The following is a 19,636-nucleotide window of genomic DNA, read 5'->3' as shown; positions in this document are numbered from 1 at the left end:
TCAGTACTCCACCTCCTGCGACCGACGTCGGATGACGGTGACCTCGTCGCGCTGGTTGCCCGTCGGCCCGAGGTAGTTGAACGCGTACGAGAGCTGCGCGTACCCGCCGATGAGGTGGCTCGGCTTGACCAGCAGCCGGGTCAGCGAGTTGTGGATCCCGCCGCGCCGGCCCGTCGTCTCCGAGCGCGGCACGTCGATGAGGCGGTCCTGCGCGTGGTGCATGTACACCGTCCCCTCGGGCATGCGGTGCGAGACGATCGCGCGCGCGACGACGACGCCGTTGCGGTTGACCGCCTCGATCCAGTCGTTGTCGCCGATGCCGACCTTGGCGGCGTCGCGGTCGCTCATCCAGATCGTCGGACCGCCCCGGGACAGCGACAGCATGAAGAGGTTGTCCTGGTACTCGGAGTGGATGGACCACTTGTTGTGCGGCGTGAGGTAGCGCACGGTGATGCCGAGGCCGCCCGCGCCGGCGACGCCCGCGCTCGTCTCGGCGACCTCGCCGAGCCGCGTCTCGTCGAAGAGCGCCTGCATGTCGAGCGGGGGCCGGAAGACGGGCATCTGCTCGCCCAGCTCGGCCATCCAGTCGTGGTCGAGGTAGAAGTGCTGGCGCCCGGTGAGCGTGTGCCACGGCTTGCGCCGCTCGACGTTGACCGTGAACGGCGAGTAGCGCCGGCCCCCGTGCTCCGTCCCGGACCACTCGGGTGACGTGATGACCGTCGTCGGCGCCGCCTGGGTGTCGGCGAACGTCACCATCTTGCCCTCGTGCTCCGCGGCGAGGTCCGCCATGCGCGTGCCGGTGCGCTTCTCGAGCGTGTGGAAGCCCTGGACCGCGAGGCGGCCGTTCGTCGTCCCGGACAGCGCGAGGACCGCCTCGCACACGTGCACGTCACGGCTGAGCAGCGGCCGGCCGTCGGCCGGCGTCCCCGGGGCGCGCGCGACGCCGTTCTTGCGCCGCAGGTAGTCGATCTCCTCGCCGACGTCGAACGTCACGCCCTTGGTCGTGAGGCCGAGCGTGTCGGGCAGGGGCCCGAGCGTCGCGAGCTTCGCGGCGATCGCCCCGTAGTCGCGTTCGACGACGACGAGCTTGGGCATCGTCCGGCCGGGCACGGGCTCGCACTCCCCCGCCTTCCAGTCGCGGACGCGCCCGTGCGGGTTCGCCATCTCGTCCGGGGTGTCGTGCGTGAGCGGCACGGCGACGACGTCCTGCCGGACGCCCAGGTGCCTCCCCGCGAGCGCGCTGAACGCCTTGGCCATGGCGTGGAAGGCGTCGAAGTCCGTGCGCGTCTGCCACGGGGGCGCGATCGCCGGGCTGAACGAGTTGACGAAGGGGTGCATGTCGGTGGTGTTGAGGTCGTGCTTCTCGTACCAGGTCGCGGCCGGCAGGACGACGTCGGAGAACACGGTCGTGCTCGTCATCCGGAAGTCGAGCGACAGCAGGAGGTCGAGCTTCCCGGTGGGCGCCTCGTCGTGCCAGACGACGTCGCGCGGGCGGGAGCCGGGCGGCGCCTCGGTCGCCCGCAGGTTGGAGTCCGTGCCGAGCAGGTGGTGCATGAAGTACTCGTTGCCCTTGGCCGACGAGCCCAGCAGGTTGGCGCGCCACACCGTGAGCACACGCGGGAAGTTCTCGGGCGCGTCCGGGTCCTCGGCCGCGAAGCGCAGCGTCCCGGCCTTGAGCTGCTCGGGGACGTACTCCCCCACGGGCACGCCGGCCGCGGCGGCGTCGTCGGCGAGCTGGAGCGGGCTGCGGTCGAAGGTCGGGTACGAGGGCATCCAGCCCATGCGCGCCGACTGAGCGATGACGTCCGCCGTCGACTTGCCGGCGAGCGAGCCGCCCGCCGTCGCGGCCGAGAGCGTGTCGGCGCCGAAGGCGTCGTAGCGGAACTGGTCGGTGTGCAGGTACCAGTACGCGGTCTGGATCATGGTGCGCGGCGGACGCGCCCAGTCGTTCGCGGTCGCGTACATCTGCTGACCGGTGACGGGCCGGACCTTCTCCTGCCCGACGTAGTGCGCCCAGCCGCCGCCGTTGACGCCCTGGCAGCCCGTGAGCGTCGTGAGCGCGAGGAACGCGCGGTAGATCGTGTCGGAGTGGAACCAGTGGTTGGTGCCCGCGCCCATGAGGATCATCGACCGGCCACGGGACTCCTCCGCGTTGGCCGCGAACTCGCGGCCGATCCGCTCGGCCTTCGCCGCGGGGACGCCCGTGAACTGCTCCTGCCACGCGGGCGTGCAGCCCTGGGTCGGGTCGTCGTAGCCCGTCGGCCAGTCGCCGGGCAGCCCCTCGCGGCGCACGCCGTACTGCGCGAGCAGCAGGTCCATCACGGTCGTGACGAGATGGTCGCCGACGCGCCGCACGGGCACGCCGCGCCGCACGACGGCGGCCGCGCCGTCGCGCGTGTCGAACCGCGGCAGGTCCACCGCGACGGTCTCGCCGGTCGGGCGGCCGAGGTCCGGGCCGCCCATGCTCAGCAGCGGGTCGACGTCGCCCAGCTCGAGGTTCCACCGGCCCGCGCCCTGCTCGCCGTAGTGGAAGCCGAGCGACCCGCCGGGGACGACGGGCCGGTCCGTCCGGGCGTCGACCAGCACGGTCTTGAAGGCCGCGTTCTCGCTGTGGGCCTCGGCGCCCGGCAGGTCCTCGGCCGTGAGGAACTTGCCCGGCACGACGACGCCGTCGCGCTCCTCGAGCCGCACGAGGAAGGGCAGGTCGGTGCAGGTCTTCACGTAGTCGGTGAAGTACGGGACCTCGCGCCGGACGAAGAACTCGGTGAGCGTCACGTGGCCCATGGCGAGCGCGAGCGCGCCGTCGGTCCCCGGCTCGACCGCGAGCCACTCGTCGGCGAACTTGACGTTGTCGGCGTAGTCGGGCGAGACCGCGACCACCTTCTGGCCGCGGTAGCGCGCCTCGGCCATCCAGTGCGCGTCCGGCGTGCGCGTCACGGGGACGTTGGAGCCCCACATGATGAGGTACCCGGCGTCCCACCAGTCGCCGGACTCGGGCACGTCCGTCTGGTCGCCGAAGACCTGGGGGGACGCGACCGGCAGGTCCGCGTACCAGTCGTAGAACGACAGCATGGGCGCGCCGAGCAGCGCGTGGTACCGCGCCCCCACGCCGTGCGAGACGATCGACATCGCGGGGATGGGCGAGAAGCCCGCGATGCGGTCCGGGCCGTAGCGGCGGATGGTGTGCACCTGCGCGGCCGCGACGATCTCGACCGCCTCGTCCCACGTCGCGCGCACGAGGCCGCCCTTGCCGCGCACCGACTTGTACCGGCGCGCCGTCTCCGGGTCGTCGACGATGCTGGCCCACGCCTCCACCGGGTCGCCGAGCCGCGCCTTGGCCGCGCGGTAGAGGTCGAGCAGCACGCCGCGCACGTAGGGGTAGCGCACGCGCGTCGGCGAGTACGTGTACCAGCTGAACGCGGCGCCGCGCGGGCACCCCCGGGGCTCGTACTCGGGGCTGTCGGGGCCGACGGACGGGTAGTCCGTCTGCTGCGACTCCCACGTGATGATCCCGTCCTTGACGTAGACCTTCCACGAGCACGAGCCGGTGCAGTTGACGCCGTGGGTCGAGCGCACGACCTTGTCGTGGCTCCAGCGGTCCCGGTAGAAGGTGTCCGCGTCGCGCCCGCCCGTGCGGTGCAGGGTGCGCAGGTCGTCGGAGACCTCGCCCCGGCGCAGGTGCCGGCCGAGCCGCAGCAGGGCGTCCGACGCGGGGCCGTCGAGCCCGGCCGGGCCGTTCCCGCTGCTCGTGCTCGTCGGGCTCGTCGGGCTGGCGTTCATGCGGCTCCCTCGGTGGTGCGGTACGACGTCGTACGGGCGCGGGGCGGTCCGTGGGTCGGACGGGTCAGCTGGGCTTGGGCGCCCCCGGGCGGGCGTAGTAGACCCAGGTGAGGACGGTGCAGAGCGCGAAGAACACGGTGCAGCCGACGAAGAACGAGCGGGGCGAGACCATCGACAGCGTGATGCCCACGAGGAACGGGCCGAACGCCGCGATCGACGCGGTGAAGCCGATGACGCCGCCCGCCTGGCGCTTGGGGAAGATCATCGGCATCTGCTTGAAGGTGCCGGCGTTGCCGATGCCCGCGAAGAAGAAGATCGCGAGCATCCCGGCGAGGAACCCGCCGAACTGCCCGACGTCGGTCGGGGAGAGGAAGAGCAGCGTGATCGCGGTGCTCACGGTCATGCCGATGCCCGACACGAGGGTCCACACGGCGCCGCCGAACCGGTCGCACAGCGGCCCGAACCCGGCGCGCGTCGCCGACCCGATGAGCGGGCCGAGGAAGGCGAACTTCAGCGGGTCGGGGGCGTTCTCGAAGCCGCCGTACTCGTTGACGATGATGAGCCCGAGCTGCGCCGCGAACCCCGAGAAGGCGCCGAAGGTCATGAGGTAGATCGCGGTCATGATCCAGGTGTGCTTCTCGCGGAAGATGTCGAGCTGCTGGCGGAAGTTCGCCTGGACCGGCACGCGGCGCAGGAAGACCGCGGCGAGCACCATGCCGAGCACGACCCACGGGATGAGCACGAGGCCGGCGTTGTGCAGCCACAGGTTCTCGCCGGTCGACGTCTGCTGCGGCGTGAGCGCGGCCGTGCCGAGGAGGCCGAAGCCCACGACCCACGGCGTGAGGAACTGGATGAGGCTCACGCCGAAGTTGCCGATGCCCGCCTGCAGACCGAGCGCGGTGCCGGACATGCGCTTGGGGAAGAAGTAGCTCGTCGAGGGCATGAAGCCCGAGAACGCGCCTCCGCCGACGCCGGCCGCCGCCGCGAGCAGGATGAGCACCCAGTAGGGCGTCGACGCGTCACGGACGGCGAACGTCCACCCGAGCATCGGGAGCAGCAGGAGCGTCGCCGAGCCGCCGACGAGCGTCCGGGTGCCGACGATGGGCGGCAGGAACATGTAGATGAGGCGCATCGTGCCGCCCGCGAGACCGGGCACGGCCACCAGCCAGTAGAGCTCGCCCTTGCTCAGGTCGAACCCGATGTCGTTGAGCCGCGGGGCGATCGCGCTGACGAGGTACCAGACGCAGAACGCGAGCATGAGGTTGTACGTGGTGATCCACAGCGTGCGCCACGCGAACCGCTTGTCCCAGCGGTCGGGGTCCTCGGGGTCCCACGTCGCGAGGTCCACACCCGGTCGCACCAGACTCGTCATCGTCACTCCCCCTCAGGGCCGCTGCCTCGGCCAGTCTGGCGAGCGCGTCCGCCGCGGCGTGAGCGGCAGGCGCCGGGTCAAATGTCCCCAGGACGACCCACGGCTGTGATGTGGGTCACGTCGACCATAGTCAGGTCCGGACGGCCGTGTCTCCCGGGCCGGTGCGCCGTCGGCGTGTCGGCGCGGGGCGCGGCGGGTCAGGTGGCGGGGACGGCGGCGGCGGGCCGCGCGGCGCGACGGGCGAGATGCAGGACGCAGTGGTCCGGGCCGACGAACGGCTCGAGCCGCTCGGCCTCGAGGGGGCCGTCGACGTGGGCGAGGACGCCCTGCGCGAGGCCGAGGTGCACGCTGCAGACCACCTCGGTCCGCGCGCACGCGAGGTCCTTGACCGGGCACCGGTGGAGATGGACCTGGTCGGCGTCGAGGTCGGCCTCGGGGTCGAAGCCGAGCTCCTCGAAGTGCTGCTCGAGCGCCGCCATCTGCGCCCACTCGGGCGGCCCCACGGTGTCGTCGCGGCGGGCAGCGCCGGCTTCGGCGCCCTCGGCCGCGAGGTCGTCGGCCCACTGCCGGCCGGACTCCTCGGCGAGCTCCTCGGGCGAGCCGACCTCGCGCCCGTAGCCGGCGAGCAGGAGCCGCAGCAGGTGCTCGCGGGCCCGCGCGTCCATCGACGCGCCGGCGGAGCGCGGCAGGGCGCGGTAGAGGATGCGCGGCCGGCCGCGCGTCGCGCGGACCTCGCTCTCGCGCCCGACGAAGCCGGTGGCGACGAGGTGGTCGAGGTGCTCGCGCACGGTGTTGACGTGCAGGCCCACCCCGGCCGCGACGTCGTCGACGCCCACGGGCGCGCCGCGGTCCTGCAGCAGGTGCAGGATCCGGACCCGGCTCTCGGAAGCCAGTGCGCGGTAGGCGTTGAGGCGCATCCCTGGAGTATTCACGGCGTCCGCCGGAGGGACCCGGGACCTTCGGTCGGTAGCGTGGCAGACGTTCGACCCGGCCAGGCCGAGAGGTGGACGACGCATGACGGTGGACGACGACGGGACCGAGGCGCACGAGCAGGAGCCCCACCAGATCGCCGCGCTCGACGCCCGGCGTCGGCGCTGCCCGGTCGACCACGACGAGCACCTCGGCTGGGCCGTGCTCGGGCACGCCGAGGTGCTCCGCGTCGTCACGGACCACGAGACGTTCTCCAACCGCGTCTCGGCGCACCTCACCGTGCCCAACGGGATGGACCCGCCCGAGCACACGCCGCACCGGCGGGTCAACGAGCGGTACTTCACGCCCGACCGCATGGCGACCTTCGAGCCGCGGTGCCGGCGCATCGCGGCCGAGCTCGTCGACGCGCTCCCCCGCGGCGCCGACGTCGAGGTCATGGACGGCGTCGCGCGGACGTACGCGCTGCGCGTCCAGAGCGCGTTCATGGGCTGGCCCGAGAGCCTGCACGAGCCGCTGCGCGAATGGACGCTCGCGAACCACCGCGCGACGCTCTCGCGCGACCGCGAGGCGACGACCGCGGTCGCGGTGCAGTTCGACGGGTACATCCGCGCGCTGCTGGACGAGCGGCGCGCCGCGCCGGCACCGCGCGGCCGCCACACCGCGACCGACGTGACGACCGAGCTGCTGGCCGAGACCGTCGACGGCAGGCCCCTCACGGACGAGGAGATCGTGAGCGTCGTCCGCAACTGGACCGTGGGCGAGCTGAGCACGATCGCGGCGAGCGTCGGCATCCTGCTGCACCTGCTCGCGTCCCGGCCGGACGAGCAGCGGCGCCTGCGCGAGGACCGGGCGCTGCTGCCCGCAGCGATCGACGAGATGCTGCGGATCCACCCGCCGCTGCTGGCCAACCGCCGTCGGGCGACGCGCGACGTCGAGCTCGGCGGGCAGCGCGTCGCGGCCGGGGACCGGGTGACGGTCCTGTGGGCGTCGGCCGACCGCGACGAGGCCGTGTTCGGCGACCCGGACGAGCTCCGGCTCGACCGCGACGCGGACGACAACCTGCTCTACGGCGCGGGCATCCACGTGTGCCCCGGCGCCCCGCTCGCGCGGCTCGAGCTGCGCGTGCTCCTCGAGGAGGTCCTCGACCGGACCTCGGACGTCACGCTCGCCGCGGGCACCGCGCCCGAGCACGCGTCCTGGCCCGCGAGCGGTTTCAGCAGCGTCGCGCTGCGGTTCACGTGATCGCGCCGGCCGGACGCCGCAGGCGCGGCGGGCGCCCGACGGCCGGACCGGCAGCGCCCGCTCGCCCGGGCGTGGGTACGGTGACCCGATGAGCGGCACCGGGGGCACGGGGCGCACGGACGCGGGACGCGTGCGCGCCGCCGTCGTCGTGGCGTCCGACCGGTGCGCGCGCGGCGAGGCGACGGACCGCTCGGGCCCGCTCGCCGCGGGCCTCCTGCACGACGCCGGCTACGACGTCGCCCCCGTGCACGTGGTCGAGGACGGCGAGGAGTCCGTGGCCGGCGCGCTGCGTCGCGCGCTGGACGACGGCGCGCGCGTCGTCGTGAGCAGCGGCGGCACGGGGGTCGGGCCGCGGGACCGGACGCCCGAGGCGACCCGCGCCGTGGTCGCCCGCGAGCTGCCCGGGCTCGCCGAGGCGCTGCGCCGCGCGGGCGCGGACCACGTGCCGACCGCCGTGCTCTCGCGCGGCCTCGCGGGCGTGACGGACGGCGGTGCCGTCGTCGTCAACCTGCCCGGGTCGACGGGCGGCGTGCGCGAGGGGCTCGCGGTCCTCGTGCCGCTGCTCCCCCACCTGCTCGACCAGCTCACGGGCGGTGACCACGCATGAGCCTCGCGACCCGCGCGCGCCTCGCCGCCGTCTCACCCGACCCGCTCGACGTCGGCGCGCACCTCGCCGCGGTCACCGACGCGCGCGCCGGCGCCGTCGCGACGTTCGTGGGCCAGGTGCGCGACCACGACCCGGGCGTCGAGGGCGAGGTCACGGCGCTCGAGTACTCGGCCCACCCCGACGCCCCCGCGGTGCTCGAGCGCCTCGCCGGTGCCGCGGCCGCGCGCGAGGGCGTGCTCGGCGTGGCCGTCTCGCACCGCGTGGGTCACCTCGCGGTCGGCGAGCCCGCGATCGTCGTCGCCGTCGCGACCGCCCACCGGGCGCTCGCGTTCGAGGTCTGCGCGGCGCTCGTCGAGGCCGTCAAGGCCGAGCTGCCCGTGTGGAAGCGCGAGGTGCTGGCGGACGGCTCGCACGTGTGGGTGGGGTCCGCATGACGCAGCCCTTGGTCGACCGCTTCGGACGCGTCCACCGCGACCTGCGCATCTCGCTCACCGACCGGTGCTCGCTGCGCTGCACCTACTGCATGCCCGCCGAGGGGGTGCCCTGGCTCGCGGGCTCGACGATGCTCTCGACGGACGAGCTCGTGCGCATCGCGGGGGTCGCGGTGGGCCTCGGCGTCACGGAGATCCGCCTCACGGGCGGCGAGCCCCTGCTGCGACCCGACGTCGTCGACGTCGTGCGGCGCATGGCGGCCCTCACCGGACCGGGCGGCTCGCCCGAGGTGTCCCTGACGACCAACGCGCTCCGCCTCCCCGCCCTCGCGGCGCCGCTGCGTGACGCGGGGCTCGCCCGGGTCAACATCAGCATCGACACGCTCGACCGCGAGCGCTTCGCGGCCCTGACCCGGCGCGACCGGCTGCACGACACGCTCGCCGGCATCGCCGCGGCGGACGCCGTCGGCTTCTCCCCGATCAAGCTCAACGCGGTCGCGATGCGCGGCGTCAACGACGACGAGGTCGTCGACCTCGTGCGGTTCGCCGTCGAGCGCGGCTACCAGATGCGGTTCATCGAGCAGATGCCCCTCGACGCGGGCCACACGTGGGACCGGACCGCGATGGTCACGCAGGCCGAGATCCTCGCGTCCCTGCGCGCGGCCTTCGAGCTCACGGAGGTGCCGGGCCGGGGCTCGGCCCCCGCGGAGACCTGGTACGTCGACGGCGGGCCGGCGACGGTGGGCGTCATCGCGTCGGTCACGGCGCCGTTCTGCGGCACGTGCGACCGGGTGCGCCTCACGGCCGACGGGCAGCTGCGGTCGTGCCTGTTCGCGCGCTCGGAGACCGACCTGCGCACGCTCCTGCGCGAAGGGGCCGACGACGACGCGCTGGCCGCCGCGTTCCGCGCGTGCCTCGCGGGCAAGAAGCCGGGGCACGACATCGACGACCCGACGTTCCTCCAGCCCGACCGCCCGATGAGCGCGATCGGCGGCTGAGGCCGGGCCCGGCGTCGGTGAGGGCCCGGGGTCAGCCGCCGGCGAAGGGCGGCAGGACGTCGAGCGTCGCGCCCGCGGGCACGGGGTCCTCGCCGGCGACGCGCACGCCGTCGGCGAGCAGGGCGCACCGCGCCAGGACGCGCTCGAGGCCGGCGCCGTGGGCCGCGACCAGCGCCGCGCGCACCGCGTCCGCGGTCCCGGCCGGCGTCTGCTCGGTGGACGTCCCGGCGGCCTCGGCGGCCGCGGCGAAGTAGCGCACGGTGACGGTGCCGCTGGTCGTGCGCGCGGTCGCGCCGGTCGTCGTCGGGGTCGTCATGAGGCTGGCGGGACGCTCGCCGTGGCGGCGGCCGGGTCCTCGCCCTCCTCCGCGGCGGCGGCCCACTCGGCGGCGAGCGCGCCGACGCGGTCGACGACGCGGTCGAACGCCTCGCGGTCACCACCGGCCGTCGCGACCGCGTACCCCGCGAGGAACGAGGTCAGCGGGACCGCGGGACGCGCCACGCCGTGCGCCACGTCGCGCGAGAGGTCGAGCAGCGCCTCGACGTCGAGCGCGTCCGGGTCGACGCCCAGCGTGTCCGCGACGCTCACGAGCCAGCGGTGCAGGACGCTGCCGCGGGGGGCGGGGGCGCCCGCCGCCCCGGGGACGTCCGGCAGGTCCGGGATGCCGGGCACGTCCGGCAGGTCCGGCAGTCCGGGCGGGCCGGGGAACGGCTCGGGCAGGTCCGGGTCGCGCGTGGTGTCCATGGTGTCCCTCCGCTCGAGCAGGGCGTCCAACCGGTGCACATCGTCCCACGTGTCCGCGTCCGCGCCACGGCCGGCGTCCGGCACGGCGGTGAGCACCAGGTGGGCGTGGAGCCGCCGCACGGACGCGCCGTGCACGGTGCCGGACGGTCCGGCCAGGGTCGCGAGCGCGCGCCGCAGGGGTGCGCGCCGGTAGACCGCGACGAGCTGGGCGTGCCCCTCGTCGTCGACGAGGTGGGCCCCGTCGGCGCCGTCGGCGAGCGCGGCGAGGAGGTCGCCGACGGCGGCCGCCGCGCGGGGCACGTCGCACGCGAGGACGAGCACCGGGGCGTCGTCCTCCGGGAGCGCGCGCAGGGCCGCCTCGATCCCGGCGACCGGGCCGCCCGACGGCGGGTCCTCGAGGACGCGCCGCGTCCCGGGCCGCTCGACGCCGGGCGGCGCGACGACCACGACGTGCCGTGCGCCCGCGGCGGCGTCGAGCGCGCGGTCCAGGAGCGTGCGCCCGGCCACGACGACGTCGGCCTTGCTCCCCCCGCCGAGCCGCTGCGCCCGGCCACCCGCGAGGACGACGACGTCGAAGGTCACTCGCGGCGCCAGTCGCCCGACCGCCCGCCCGACTTCGCGACGAGGCGGACCTCCGCGATCGAGGTGCCCTTGTCCATGCCCTTGACCATGTCGACCACCGCGAGGGCCGCGACGCTCACGGCCGTGAGCGCCTCCATCTCGACGCCCGTGCGGTCCGCGGTGCGCACGGTCGCGCGGACGTCCACGCCGTCGTCCGTCACCGTGAGGTCGACGACGACGCCGTGCACGCCGATGACGTGGGCGAGCGGCAGCAGCTCGGCGGTGCGCTTCGCGGCGGCGATCCCCGCGACGCGCGCGACGGCGAGCACGTCGCCCTTGGGCACGTCGCCCGAGCGGAGCGCCGCGACGACGTGCGCCGCGCAGCGCACGTGGCCCTCGGCGACGGCCTCGCGCACGGTCGGCTGCTTGCCGGTGACGTCGACCATCCGGGCGTGGCCGGCGTCGTCGAGGTGCGTGAAGGTCATCGGCCGGCTCGCATGAGGCGCACCCTATCCCCGGGCTCGACGCGGTCGACGTCGGCCGCGACCACCGCGAGCGCCTCGGCGCGCGCGAGCCCTGCGACGAGGTGCGAGCCCGAGCCGCCGCGGACCGCGGGGCGCACGCCGACGCCGCCGCCGGGGACCTCGCCGAGGACCACGGGCAGGTACTGCGCGCGGCCGGGCGGCGTCGTCCAGCCCTCGAGCGCGGCGGCCGTCGACTCGTCGGGGGCGTCGGGCAGGCCGCGCAGCCGCGCGAGCGCGGGCCGGACGAACACCTGGAAGGACACCCAGGCGCTCACCGGGTTGCCGGGCAGGGCGACGACGGGAGTGCCGCCGGGGAGCCGCCCGAGGCCCTGCGGCTTGCCGGGCTGCATCGCGACGCGCACGAACGCCATGCCGGCGTCGCCCGCGAGCACCTCCTTGACGACGTCGTACGCACCCATGCTCACGCCGCCCGAGGTCACGACGAGGTCGACGCGCGCGTCGGCGCGGTCGGGGCGGTCGAGCCCGTCGAGGACCGCGCGCAGCGTCGGCCCGTCGTCGGGCACGGCGCCGACGCGCACGACGTCGCAGCCCGCCGCGCGCGCCGCGGCCGCGAGCAGGTGGGAGTTGGAGTCGGGGATCTGGCCGCGGCGCAGCGGCGTCCCGGGCGGGACCAGCTCGCTGCCGGTCGAGAGCACGGCGACGCGCGGGCGCCGGTGGACGGCGAGCGTCCCGCAGCCGACGGCGGCCGCGGCCGCGACCTGCGGCGCGCCCAGCAGGGTCCCGGTGGGGAGCACGAGCTCGCCCGCCGCGACGTCCTCGCCCGCGCGGCGCACGTGCGCGCCCTCGCGGGCGGCGGCGCGGACGACCACGGTGCGCGTGCCGCCGTCGGTCTGCTCGACCGGCACGACGGCGTCGGCGCCCGGCGGCAGCGGCGCGCCCGTCATGATCCGCGCCGCCGTCCCGGGCGTCACCTCGGGCTCCTCGGCGCTGCCCGCGGGCAGGTCGGCGAGCACGGCGAGCGTCACCGGCCCCGCGTCCGCGTGCGCCACGTCGGCCGCACGCACCGCGTAGCCGTCCATGGCCGAGTTGTCCCAGCGGGGCAGCGCCTCGGGCGCGCGCACCTCGCGCGCGAGCACCAGGTCGTCGGCCTCGGCGACGTCGACGGTCACGGGAGGCAGCGGCGCCACCAGCGCGAGCACCGCGGCACGGTGCTCGGCGACGGTGCGCAGGCCGGGGTCGGGCACGGGTCCTCCGGGCGCTCTCGGGGTCGGGGTCAGTAGGTCGGCAGGGACGGGTCGACGTCGCGCACCCAGGCGAGCACGCCGCCGTCGAGGTGCGCCACGTGCTCGCGGCCGACCGCGGCGAGCGCGCGGGCGGCCTGGGCGGAGCGCACCCCGCTGCGGCAGTGCAGGACGACCTCGCGCGCGTCCGGGACGGAGCCCGCGGGGTCGGCGAGGAGCGCCGCGAGGGGCACCGGGACCGCGCCCGGGATCGCGACGACGTCCCGCTCCCCCGGCTCGCGCACGTCGACGAGGAGGAAGTCGTCGTCGCCCCGGTCGCGCGCCGCGAGGCGCTCGGCGAGCCGGGTCGCGCTCACCACGGGCACGGGGCCGGCGTGGGCGGCGTCCGGGCCGGGCGCCGCGTCCGGCGTCGCGCCCGGCACGCGCGGCGCGGCCGCGCGCGCGCCGCCGCGCAGCGGCACCTCGGTCCACCGCGAGGCGAGCCCGTCGAGCACGAGCACGCGCCCGAGCAGCGGCTCGCCGACGCCCGTGAGGAGCTTGACGGCCTCGGTCGCCATGAGCGAGCCGACCTGTCCGCACAGCGCGCCGAGCACGCCGCCCTCGGCGCACGACGGCACCGTGCCCGGCGCGGGCGGCTCGGGGAAGAGGTCGCGGAGCTGCACGGCCGCCACGCCCGCGGGCGGACGGCCCCAGAACACGGCGACCATCGCGTCGAACCGGTAGACCGAGGCCCAGACCTCGGGCAGGCCCAGGCGCACGCACGCGTCGTTGACGAGGTAGCGGGTGGGGAAGTTGTCGGTCCCGTCGAGCACGAGGTCGTACTCGCCGAGCACGGCGTCGACCGCGTCCGGGTCGTCCCCGTCGAGCCGGACGCGGTGGAGCACGACGTCGACGTCCGGGTCGAGGGCGAGCACCGCGTCGCGCGCGCTCTCGGTCTTGGGGCGCCCGACGTCGGCGTGCCCGTGCACCACCTGCCGCTGCAGGTTGGTGAGCTCGACGTCGTCGTGGTCGACGACCCCGATGCGGCCGACGCCGGCCGCGGCCAGGTAGAGCAGGACGGGCGCACCGAGGCCCCCGGCGCCGACGACGCACACGCGCGCGTTCCGGAGGCGGCGCTGGCCCAGGGCGCCGAGCTGCGGCAGGAGCAGGTGCCGCGACCAGCGCTCGACCTGCGCGCGGGTCAGCTCGGGCCCGGGCTCGACGAGCGGCGGCACGGGCATGGCGCCACCGTACTTCGCCGCGCGCGCCGCGCCGGGCGCGGGTGCCGGGGAAATGACGCCGCCGGGACGCGGGTGCGCCCCGCCTACGCCCCGACCGCCGCACGTGAGTACGCTGGCACGGTGACGACCTACCGCATCCGCGACGCCGCCGGCCTGCTCGGCGTCAGCACCGACACCGTGCGCCGGTGGGTCGACGCGGGCCGCCTGGCGGCCTCCACCGACGACGCCGGTCGCCAGGTGGTCGACGGCGCGACGCTCGCGGCGTTCGCGCAGGACCTCGCCGGCGCCCCCGCGGCCGGCGGCGCGGGCCGGTCCGTCCGCAACCGGTTCACGGGCCTCGTGACCCGCGTCGTCCGGGACACCGTCATGGCGCAGGTCGAGATCCAGGCCGGCCCGTTCCGGGTCGTCTCGCTCATCAGCCGCGAGGCGGCCGACGAGCTCGGGCTCGAGCCCGGCGTGCTCGCGACCGCGACCGCCAAGGCGACGAGCGTCGCCGTCGAGCTGCCCGCCCCGCACGACCTGCGCGCGCCGCGGTGACCCGGTCCCGCGTCGCGCTGGGCGCGGCGGCGGCCGTGCTCCTGCTCACCGCGGGCATCGGCCTCGGGCGCGCCGCGGGCGGGCCCGAGGCGCCGTCGCCCGCCGACGGCGCCCTGCGCGGCGAGGTCGTCGTCCTCGCGGCCGCGTCCCTCGCCGGGCCGTACGAGCAGCTCGCGGCCGAGCTCGAGGCCGCCCACCCGGGGCTGCGCGTCACGCTGTCGGTCGGCCCGAGCAGCGCGCTCGCCGCCCAGGTCGTCGCGGGCGCCCCCGCCGACGTCCTCGCGACCGCGAGCGAGGAGACGATGGCGACCGCCGTCGCCGGCCTGCGCGACGCGGACGTGCCGGGCGCGCGGGACGCGCGCCCGGTCGTCGTCGCCACGAACACCCTCGCGCTGGCCGTGACGCCGGACGCGGCGGCCGCCGGGCTCGCGGGGCTCGCCGACCTCGACCGGGCCGGCGTCCGGCTCGCCGTGTGCCGGCCCGAGGTCCCGTGCGGGGCCGGCGCCGCGGCGGTGCTCGGCGGGGGAAGCGTCGCGACCGCGCCGGTGACCTACGAGAACGACGTCGCCGCGGTGCTCACCAAGGTGGTGCTCGGCGAGGTCGACGCGGGCCTGGTCTACACGTCGGACGTGCGCCCGGACGCCCCGCGCGTGCGCGACGGGAGCGTCGTCGGCGTCGTCCTCGACGAGCCGGGGGCCGCGTGGACGACGCGCTACCCCGTGCTCGCCGTGCCGGACGCGCCGCACCCGGAGGCTGCCGCGGCCTTCGTCGCGCTGGTCACGTCCGAGCGCGGGGCGCAGGTGCTGCGCGACCACGGCTTCGGACCGGCGTGACGGCCACCACCGGGGCCGGGACGAGGCCCGCTCCTGCCCGGACGCCGCCCGCGCACGCGCTGCCCGGCGTCGCCGTCGTGCCCGCCGTGCTGGCGGTCGCCCTCCTCGTCCTCCCGCTCGTCGGGCTCGTGGTCCGGGCCCCCTGGTCGGACCTCGGCCGGGTGCTCGCCGAGCCGGACGTGCGCACGTCGCTCGGCCTGTCCCTCGCGACCGCGACCGTGGCGACGGCCCTCTCGGTCGTGCTCGGCGTCCCGCTCGCCTGGCTCCTCGCGCGGGCCGACGTGCCCGGGCGCCGGGTCCTGCGCGCGCTCGTGACGCTGCCCCTCGTCCTGCCGCCCGTCGTGGGCGGCGTCGCGCTGCTCATGGTCCTGGGCCGGCGCGGCCTCGTCGGCCAGTGGCTCGACGCCGTCGGCGTGAGCCTGCCCTTCACGCCCGCCGCGGTCGTCGTCGCGCAGACGTTCGTCGCGATGCCGTTCCTCGTGGTGACGGTCGAGGGTGCGCTGCGGGGCGCCGACCGTCGCTTCGAGGAGGCGGCCGCCTCGCTCGGGGCGTCGCGCGTCACCGTGCTGCGCCGCGTCACCCTGCCCCTCGTCGCGCCCTCCGTCGCGGCGGGGGCCGTGCTCACGTGGGCCCGGGCGCTCGGCGAGTTCGGCGCGACCGTGACCTTCGCCGGCAGCTTCCCCGGGCGCACCCAGACGCTCCCGCTCACGGTGTACGCGGCGCTCGAGCGCGACCCCGACGCGGCCGTCGCGCTCAGCCTCCTGCTGCTCGCCGTGTGCGTCGCGGTGCTCGTCGCGCTGCGCGACCGGTGGGTCGGCGCGGGCGGGACGGGCCGGTGACGGCCGGGGCGCCCGGCGGGGACCTGCGGCTCGCGGGCACCGTGCGCCGCGGGTCCTTCGCGCTCGACGTGGACCTCACCGTCGACGGGGGCGAGGTGCTCGCCGTCGTCGGACCCAACGGCGCGGGCAAGTCGACGCTGCTGCGGGCCGTCGCGGGCCTCGAGGCCCTGGACGCGGGCCGGCTCACGCTGGGCGGGCGCGTGCTCGACGACGCCGCCGCGCGCGTCTTCGTGCCGCCCGCCGGGCGCGAGGTCGGCACGGTGTTCCAGGACCACCGCCTGTTCCCGCACCTCACGGCGGCCGCGAACGTCGCGTTCGGCCCGCGGGCGCGTGGCGCGGACCGCGCGACCGCCGACGCCGCGGCGCGCGCGTGGCTCGACCGGCTGGGCGTCGGGCACCTCGCCACCCGCCGGCCGCACGAGCTGTCCGGGGGCCAGGCGCAGCGCGTCGCGCTCGCCCGGACGCTCGCCGCGGACCCGCGCGCGCTCGTGCTCGACGAGCCGCTCGCCGCGCTCGACCCGCGCGCCCGGGCCGACGTCCACCGCGCCCTCGCGGAGCACCTCGCGCCGTTCGCGGGCCCGTGCGTCGTCGTCACGCACGACGTCGTCGACGCGCTCGTGCTCGCCGACCGGCTCGTCGTGCTCGAGGACGGGCGCGTCGTGCAGGAGGGCGCGCCGGGCGCCGTCGTGCGGCGGCCGGCGACGCCCTACGTGGCGCACCTGCTCGGTCTCAACCTCTGCACCGGGCCCGTGCCGTTCGCGACGACCGCGCCCGACGGCACCCCGCTGCGCCCGGGCGACCCGCGCGCGGCGGGGCTGCGGGTCGCGGTGCGCCCGTCGGCGGTGCGGCTGCTCCCCGCCGTGGGCGGGAGCGAGGCCGCGGCCTGGGTCGGGACGGTGGGCGCGGTCGGGACGCGGGGCGAGCACGTCCGGGTCGAGGTCGAGGCGGACCCGCCGGTGGTCGTGGAGACCACCGCCGCCGAGCTGCCGGCTCACGTCCGGCCGGGCGCCCGGGTGCGGCTCGAGGTCGACCCCGCAGGGGTCGAGACGTACGTCGCGACCTGACGCCGGCCCGCTACAGCGCGCCGAGCGCGGAGCGCTGCGTGGCCGCGCGGTCGCGCTCGAACCGCTCGGCGGCCGCGGCCAGGCCGCGCTCGCGCGCGAGGCGGGGCCGGCGGATGTACGGGTCACGCGCCTGGAGCTGCAGCACGAGGACCGCGCTGATGCGGCGCAGCTGCAGCGTGGGCAGGACGACGGTGGGCGTGCGGATCTCGATGCGCTGCGTGGTCATGGGGTCACCTCGGTCGGGTCGGTCGCGGCGCCGTGAGCGACGTCGGCAGCGGTGCTGCCGGACGCGCCGTCCGCCACGGGGAAGCTGTCGGGGTTGAGGGCCGCGAAGAGGTGCGCCGGGCGCGCCCCCGCGGGCCGGAGCGCGGGGTCCTGGTGCCGACCCTCGAAGCGGTCGGTCAGGTGGTGCAGCTGTGCGACGAGGTCGCGCAGCTCGTCCGCGGTGGCCCAGAAGGACTGGGACGTGAGCGTGACCGTGTCCTCCCAGCCGGGGGGAGGGTCGGGCTGGGTCTGGATGAAGGAGCGGACGCGCTCGACCTCGCGGTTCATGGAGAGCGTCGCGACCTCCGCGACCGCGAGCCGCGAGGCGGGGTTGCCGCGCTCGATGCTCATGGTCCGGCCGGGGGCGACCGGACGCCACGGCTTCTCGCGACCGCGGGCCGGCGCCGGCTCGATGAAGCCGGCCTTGGCGAGGACGCGCAGGTGGAAGGAGCAGTTGGCGACCGTCTCCCCCAGCCGCTCGGCGCACTGGGTGGCCGTCGCCTCGCCGAGCTCGTCGAGCAGCTCGAGGAGGTCGAGGCGCACCGGGTGCGCGAGCGCCCGGATGCGCTCCGGGTCGGTGGTGCTGAGCTGCCGGTCCTCGTCCATGGCTCCACGGTAGACGCGCAACGCTGGTTGCGCAAGATCTGTTGCGAAAGAGATGTTGCGCAGGCCAAAGCGGCGCGCCCGTCGCGTGTGACGCAGATCACACCTAGCGCGTGGGGCACGATGTCCTCGGGCGGCCCTCTCGCGCGTCGTCCGGGTGACCGCTCGACCACGCCGCCCACCCGGCCCGGCCCCAGGAGGACCCTGTGCGCTACCTCATGCTCGTCCACGTCGACCCAAGCACCGACCCCGGCCCGGCCGCCGACGCCGGCGACCCGAGCGCCTGGGTCGAGGACGTCACCTCGCGCGGCATCCGCGTCACCGGCGACCGGCTGCGTCCGGCCGAGGAGAGCACGACGGTGCGCGTCCGCGACGGCCGCACCCTCGTCACCGACGGCCCGTTCGCCGAGGTCCACGACGTCATCGGCGGCTTCGACCTGCTCGAGGCCGCGGACCTCGACGAGGCGCTCGCCGTCGCCGCCGCCCACCCCGCCGCCCGGTTCGGCGCCATCGAGCTGCGTGCGGTGTGGCCGTTCGAGTGAGCGACGTCGGCGCGCCCGCCGGCGTGGACGACGCGATCGCCACGGCGTTCCGCACCGAGTGGGCGCGCGTCGTCGCCCTCCTCATCCGCGTGACGCACGACTGGGCGCTGGCCGAGGACTGCGCGCAGGACGCGTTCGTGGCGGCGGCGCGCCGCTGGCCGGTCGACGGCGTCCCGGACCGTCCCGGGGCGTGGCTCCTCACGACGGCCCGGCGGCGCGCCCTCGACCGGCTGCGGCGCGCCGGCACCGAGCGCCGTGCCGTCGAGCAGGTCGCGGCCGAGCTCGACCGGCGCGCGCCGGGCGGGGCCGACGGTGCGTCCGGCCCGCCCGGCGGCCCGGGCGGCCCCGCCGACCCGGACGCGCCCCGCGGCGACGGCCTCGACGACGACCGGCTGCGGCCGGTCTTCACGTGCTGCCACCCGGCGCTCGCGCCCGAGACCCGGGTCGCGCTGACGCTGCGCACCGTGTGCGGCCTCGACGTCCACGAGATCGCCCGCGCGTTCGGCGTCGGGGAGGCCGCGATGGCGAAGCGGCTCGTCCGGGCGCGGCAGAAGATCACGACGGCGCGCATCCCCTACCGGGTCCCGCCGGCGCACGCGCTGCCCGAGCGCCTCGACGCCGTCCTCGCCGTCGTGTACCTGCTCTTCACCGAGGGCTACGCCGCGACGCGGGGCGCGCTGCTCCGCGAGGACCTCAGCGACGAGGCGATCCGGCTCGGCCGGCTGCTCGCCGCGCTCATGCCCGACGAGCCCGAGGTGCTCGGGCTCCTGTCGCTCATGCTCTTCCACGACGCGCGCCGGACGTCCCGGACCCGCGGCGGGCGGCTCGTGCCGCTCGAGGAGCAGGACCGGGCGACCTGGGACGTGGCCCTCGCCGAGGAGGCGGACGCCCTGCTCACGACGGCGCGCCGGCGCACGGCCGCGAGCCTGCGCGGGCTCGGTGCCTACGGGCTCCAGGCCGCGATCGCGGGCGAGCACGCCACGGCGCCGTCGGCGGCCCTGACCGACTGGGCGACGATCGCCGAGCTCTACGAGGAGCTCGCCCGGCTGACCGGCTCCCCGTTCGTCGAGCTCAACCGGGCGGTCGCGGTGGCGATGGCGCACGGCCCCGAGCGCGGGCTCGCCCTCGTCGAGGCTCTGGCCGCGACGGGGTCGCTCGGCGGCTCGCACCTCGTCCCCGCGACGCGTGCCGACCTCCTGCGCCGCCTCGGCCGCTACGCCCCCGCCGCGGCGGCGTACCGCGAGGCGCTGTCCCTGGTGACGAACGACGCCGAGCGCGGGCACCTCGAGCGCCGCCTCCGCGAGGTCACCGGCTGACGGGGCGGCCCGCGCGGGCCGCCCGGT

Annotated in this window: 20 protein-coding genes; 10 read left to right on the top strand and 10 right to left on the bottom strand. The window is 76.6% G+C overall.

The genetic code is table 11. The features are described 5' to 3' along the window. The 3 genes from JIG38_RS17305 to JIG38_RS17295 form a co-directional block, all read right to left on the bottom strand. Positions 1-3,780, bottom strand: a complete 3,780-nt coding sequence (locus tag JIG38_RS17305; RefSeq protein ID WP_199424973.1) for a nitrate reductase subunit alpha — start codon at positions 3,778-3,780, stop codon at positions 1-3. A gap of 64 nt (positions 3,781-3,844) precedes the next feature. Beyond that, positions 3,845-5,152, bottom strand: coding sequence for a nitrate/nitrite transporter (locus tag JIG38_RS17300; RefSeq protein WP_199424972.1), 1,308 nt, complete (start codon positions 5,150-5,152; stop codon positions 3,845-3,847). Between the two features lie 197 nt (positions 5,153-5,349). Further along, entirely contained in the window at positions 5,350-6,069 is a 720-nt protein-coding gene (locus JIG38_RS17295; protein ID WP_199424971.1) for a helix-turn-helix transcriptional regulator, read from the bottom strand. A 97-nt stretch (positions 6,070-6,166) separates the two neighbouring features. On the opposite strand from JIG38_RS17295, the gene JIG38_RS17290 reads away from it, so the two are divergent. From JIG38_RS17290 to moaA, 4 genes are all read left to right on the top strand, one after another. Continuing rightward, positions 6,167-7,324, top strand: a complete 1,158-nt coding sequence (locus tag JIG38_RS17290) for a cytochrome P450 (protein ID WP_199424970.1) — start codon at positions 6,167-6,169, stop codon at positions 7,322-7,324. A gap of 88 nt (positions 7,325-7,412) precedes the next feature. Further along, positions 7,413-7,931 (top strand): MogA/MoaB family molybdenum cofactor biosynthesis protein, encoded by a 519-nt coding sequence (locus tag JIG38_RS17285; RefSeq protein ID WP_199424969.1) that lies wholly within the window; start codon positions 7,413-7,415, stop codon positions 7,929-7,931. Next, the gene (locus JIG38_RS17280) at positions 7,928-8,365 is read left to right on the top strand and encodes a molybdenum cofactor biosynthesis protein MoaE (RefSeq protein WP_199424968.1); all 438 of its coding nucleotides are present in this window, start codon (positions 7,928-7,930) and stop codon (positions 8,363-8,365) included. The genes JIG38_RS17285 and JIG38_RS17280 overlap by 4 nt, the downstream gene beginning before the upstream one ends. Next, complete coding sequence (gene moaA / locus JIG38_RS17275; protein ID WP_199424967.1) at positions 8,362-9,360, top strand: GTP 3',8-cyclase MoaA; 999 nt, start codon at positions 8,362-8,364, stop codon at positions 9,358-9,360. The genes JIG38_RS17280 and moaA overlap by 4 nt, the downstream gene beginning before the upstream one ends. 31 nt (positions 9,361-9,391) lie before the next feature. On the opposite strand, the gene JIG38_RS17270 is transcribed toward moaA, so the two are convergent. The 5 genes from JIG38_RS17270 to JIG38_RS17250 are packed head-to-tail and all read right to left on the bottom strand — an operon-like array spanning position 9,392 to position 13,611. Then, positions 9,392-9,676, bottom strand: coding sequence for a MoaD/ThiS family protein (locus tag JIG38_RS17270; RefSeq protein ID WP_199424966.1), 285 nt, complete (start codon positions 9,674-9,676; stop codon positions 9,392-9,394). Further along, entirely contained in the window at positions 9,673-10,686 is a 1,014-nt protein-coding gene (locus tag JIG38_RS20435; protein ID WP_307844999.1) for an NTP transferase domain-containing protein, read from the bottom strand. The genes JIG38_RS17270 and JIG38_RS20435 overlap by 4 nt, the downstream gene beginning before the upstream one ends. Continuing rightward, complete coding sequence (gene moaC, locus JIG38_RS17260; RefSeq protein WP_199424965.1) at positions 10,683-11,150, bottom strand: cyclic pyranopterin monophosphate synthase MoaC; 468 nt, start codon at positions 11,148-11,150, stop codon at positions 10,683-10,685. The genes JIG38_RS20435 and moaC overlap by 4 nt, the downstream gene beginning before the upstream one ends. Then, a complete protein-coding gene (locus JIG38_RS17255) occupies positions 11,147-12,394 on the bottom strand; it encodes a molybdopterin molybdotransferase MoeA (RefSeq protein ID WP_307844998.1) in 1,248 nt (415 codons plus the stop codon). Before JIG38_RS17255 ends, moaC begins: the two co-directional genes overlap by 4 nt. Before the next feature lie 29 nt (positions 12,395-12,423). Beyond that, positions 12,424-13,611, bottom strand: coding sequence for a ThiF family adenylyltransferase (locus JIG38_RS17250; protein WP_199424964.1), 1,188 nt, complete (start codon positions 13,609-13,611; stop codon positions 12,424-12,426). Positions 13,612-13,731: 120 nt separating this feature from the next. Between JIG38_RS17250 and JIG38_RS17245 the strand changes: the two genes are divergently transcribed. The 4 genes from JIG38_RS17245 to JIG38_RS17230 are packed head-to-tail and all read left to right on the top strand — an operon-like array spanning position 13,732 to position 16,884. Continuing rightward, a complete protein-coding gene (locus tag JIG38_RS17245) occupies positions 13,732-14,148 on the top strand; it encodes a TOBE domain-containing protein (RefSeq protein WP_199424963.1) in 417 nt (138 codons plus the stop codon). Further along, the gene (gene modA, locus JIG38_RS17240; protein WP_307844997.1) at positions 14,145-14,981 is read left to right on the top strand and encodes a molybdate ABC transporter substrate-binding protein; all 837 of its coding nucleotides are present in this window, start codon (positions 14,145-14,147) and stop codon (positions 14,979-14,981) included. Before JIG38_RS17245 ends, modA begins: the two co-directional genes overlap by 4 nt. Then, the gene (locus tag JIG38_RS17235; RefSeq protein WP_372419936.1) at positions 14,978-15,820 is read left to right on the top strand and encodes an ABC transporter permease; all 843 of its coding nucleotides are present in this window, start codon (positions 14,978-14,980) and stop codon (positions 15,818-15,820) included. Before modA ends, JIG38_RS17235 begins: the two co-directional genes overlap by 4 nt. Next, the gene (locus JIG38_RS17230) at positions 15,817-16,884 is read left to right on the top strand and encodes an ABC transporter ATP-binding protein (protein WP_199424962.1); all 1,068 of its coding nucleotides are present in this window, start codon (positions 15,817-15,819) and stop codon (positions 16,882-16,884) included. Before JIG38_RS17235 ends, JIG38_RS17230 begins: the two co-directional genes overlap by 4 nt. Positions 16,885-16,894: 10 nt before the next feature. Here JIG38_RS17230 and JIG38_RS17225 read toward each other — a convergent pair whose 3' ends face one another. Continuing rightward, positions 16,895-17,110, bottom strand: coding sequence for a hypothetical protein (locus JIG38_RS17225; protein WP_199424961.1), 216 nt, complete (start codon positions 17,108-17,110; stop codon positions 16,895-16,897). Further along, positions 17,107-17,754 (bottom strand): winged helix-turn-helix domain-containing protein, encoded by a 648-nt coding sequence (locus JIG38_RS17220; RefSeq protein WP_199424960.1) that lies wholly within the window; start codon positions 17,752-17,754, stop codon positions 17,107-17,109. Before JIG38_RS17220 ends, JIG38_RS17225 begins: the two co-directional genes overlap by 4 nt. A 203-nt stretch (positions 17,755-17,957) precedes the next feature. Between JIG38_RS17220 and JIG38_RS17215 the strand changes: the two genes are divergently transcribed. Then, complete coding sequence (locus tag JIG38_RS17215; RefSeq protein WP_199424959.1) at positions 17,958-18,293, top strand: YciI family protein; 336 nt, start codon at positions 17,958-17,960, stop codon at positions 18,291-18,293. Further along, on the top strand, positions 18,290-19,609 hold the full coding sequence (locus JIG38_RS17210) for an RNA polymerase sigma factor (RefSeq protein ID WP_199424958.1): 1,320 nt from the start codon (positions 18,290-18,292) through the stop codon (positions 19,607-19,609). The genes JIG38_RS17215 and JIG38_RS17210 overlap by 4 nt, the downstream gene beginning before the upstream one ends. The last annotated feature ends 27 nt before the right edge of the window (positions 19,610-19,636 follow it).

It is taken from the genome of Actinotalea solisilvae (genome assembly GCF_016464425.1).
GTDB classification, from domain to species: Bacteria; Actinomycetota; Actinomycetes; order Actinomycetales; family Cellulomonadaceae; genus Actinotalea; species Actinotalea solisilvae.
This window is presented reverse-complemented; position numbering and strand designations above follow the sequence as displayed.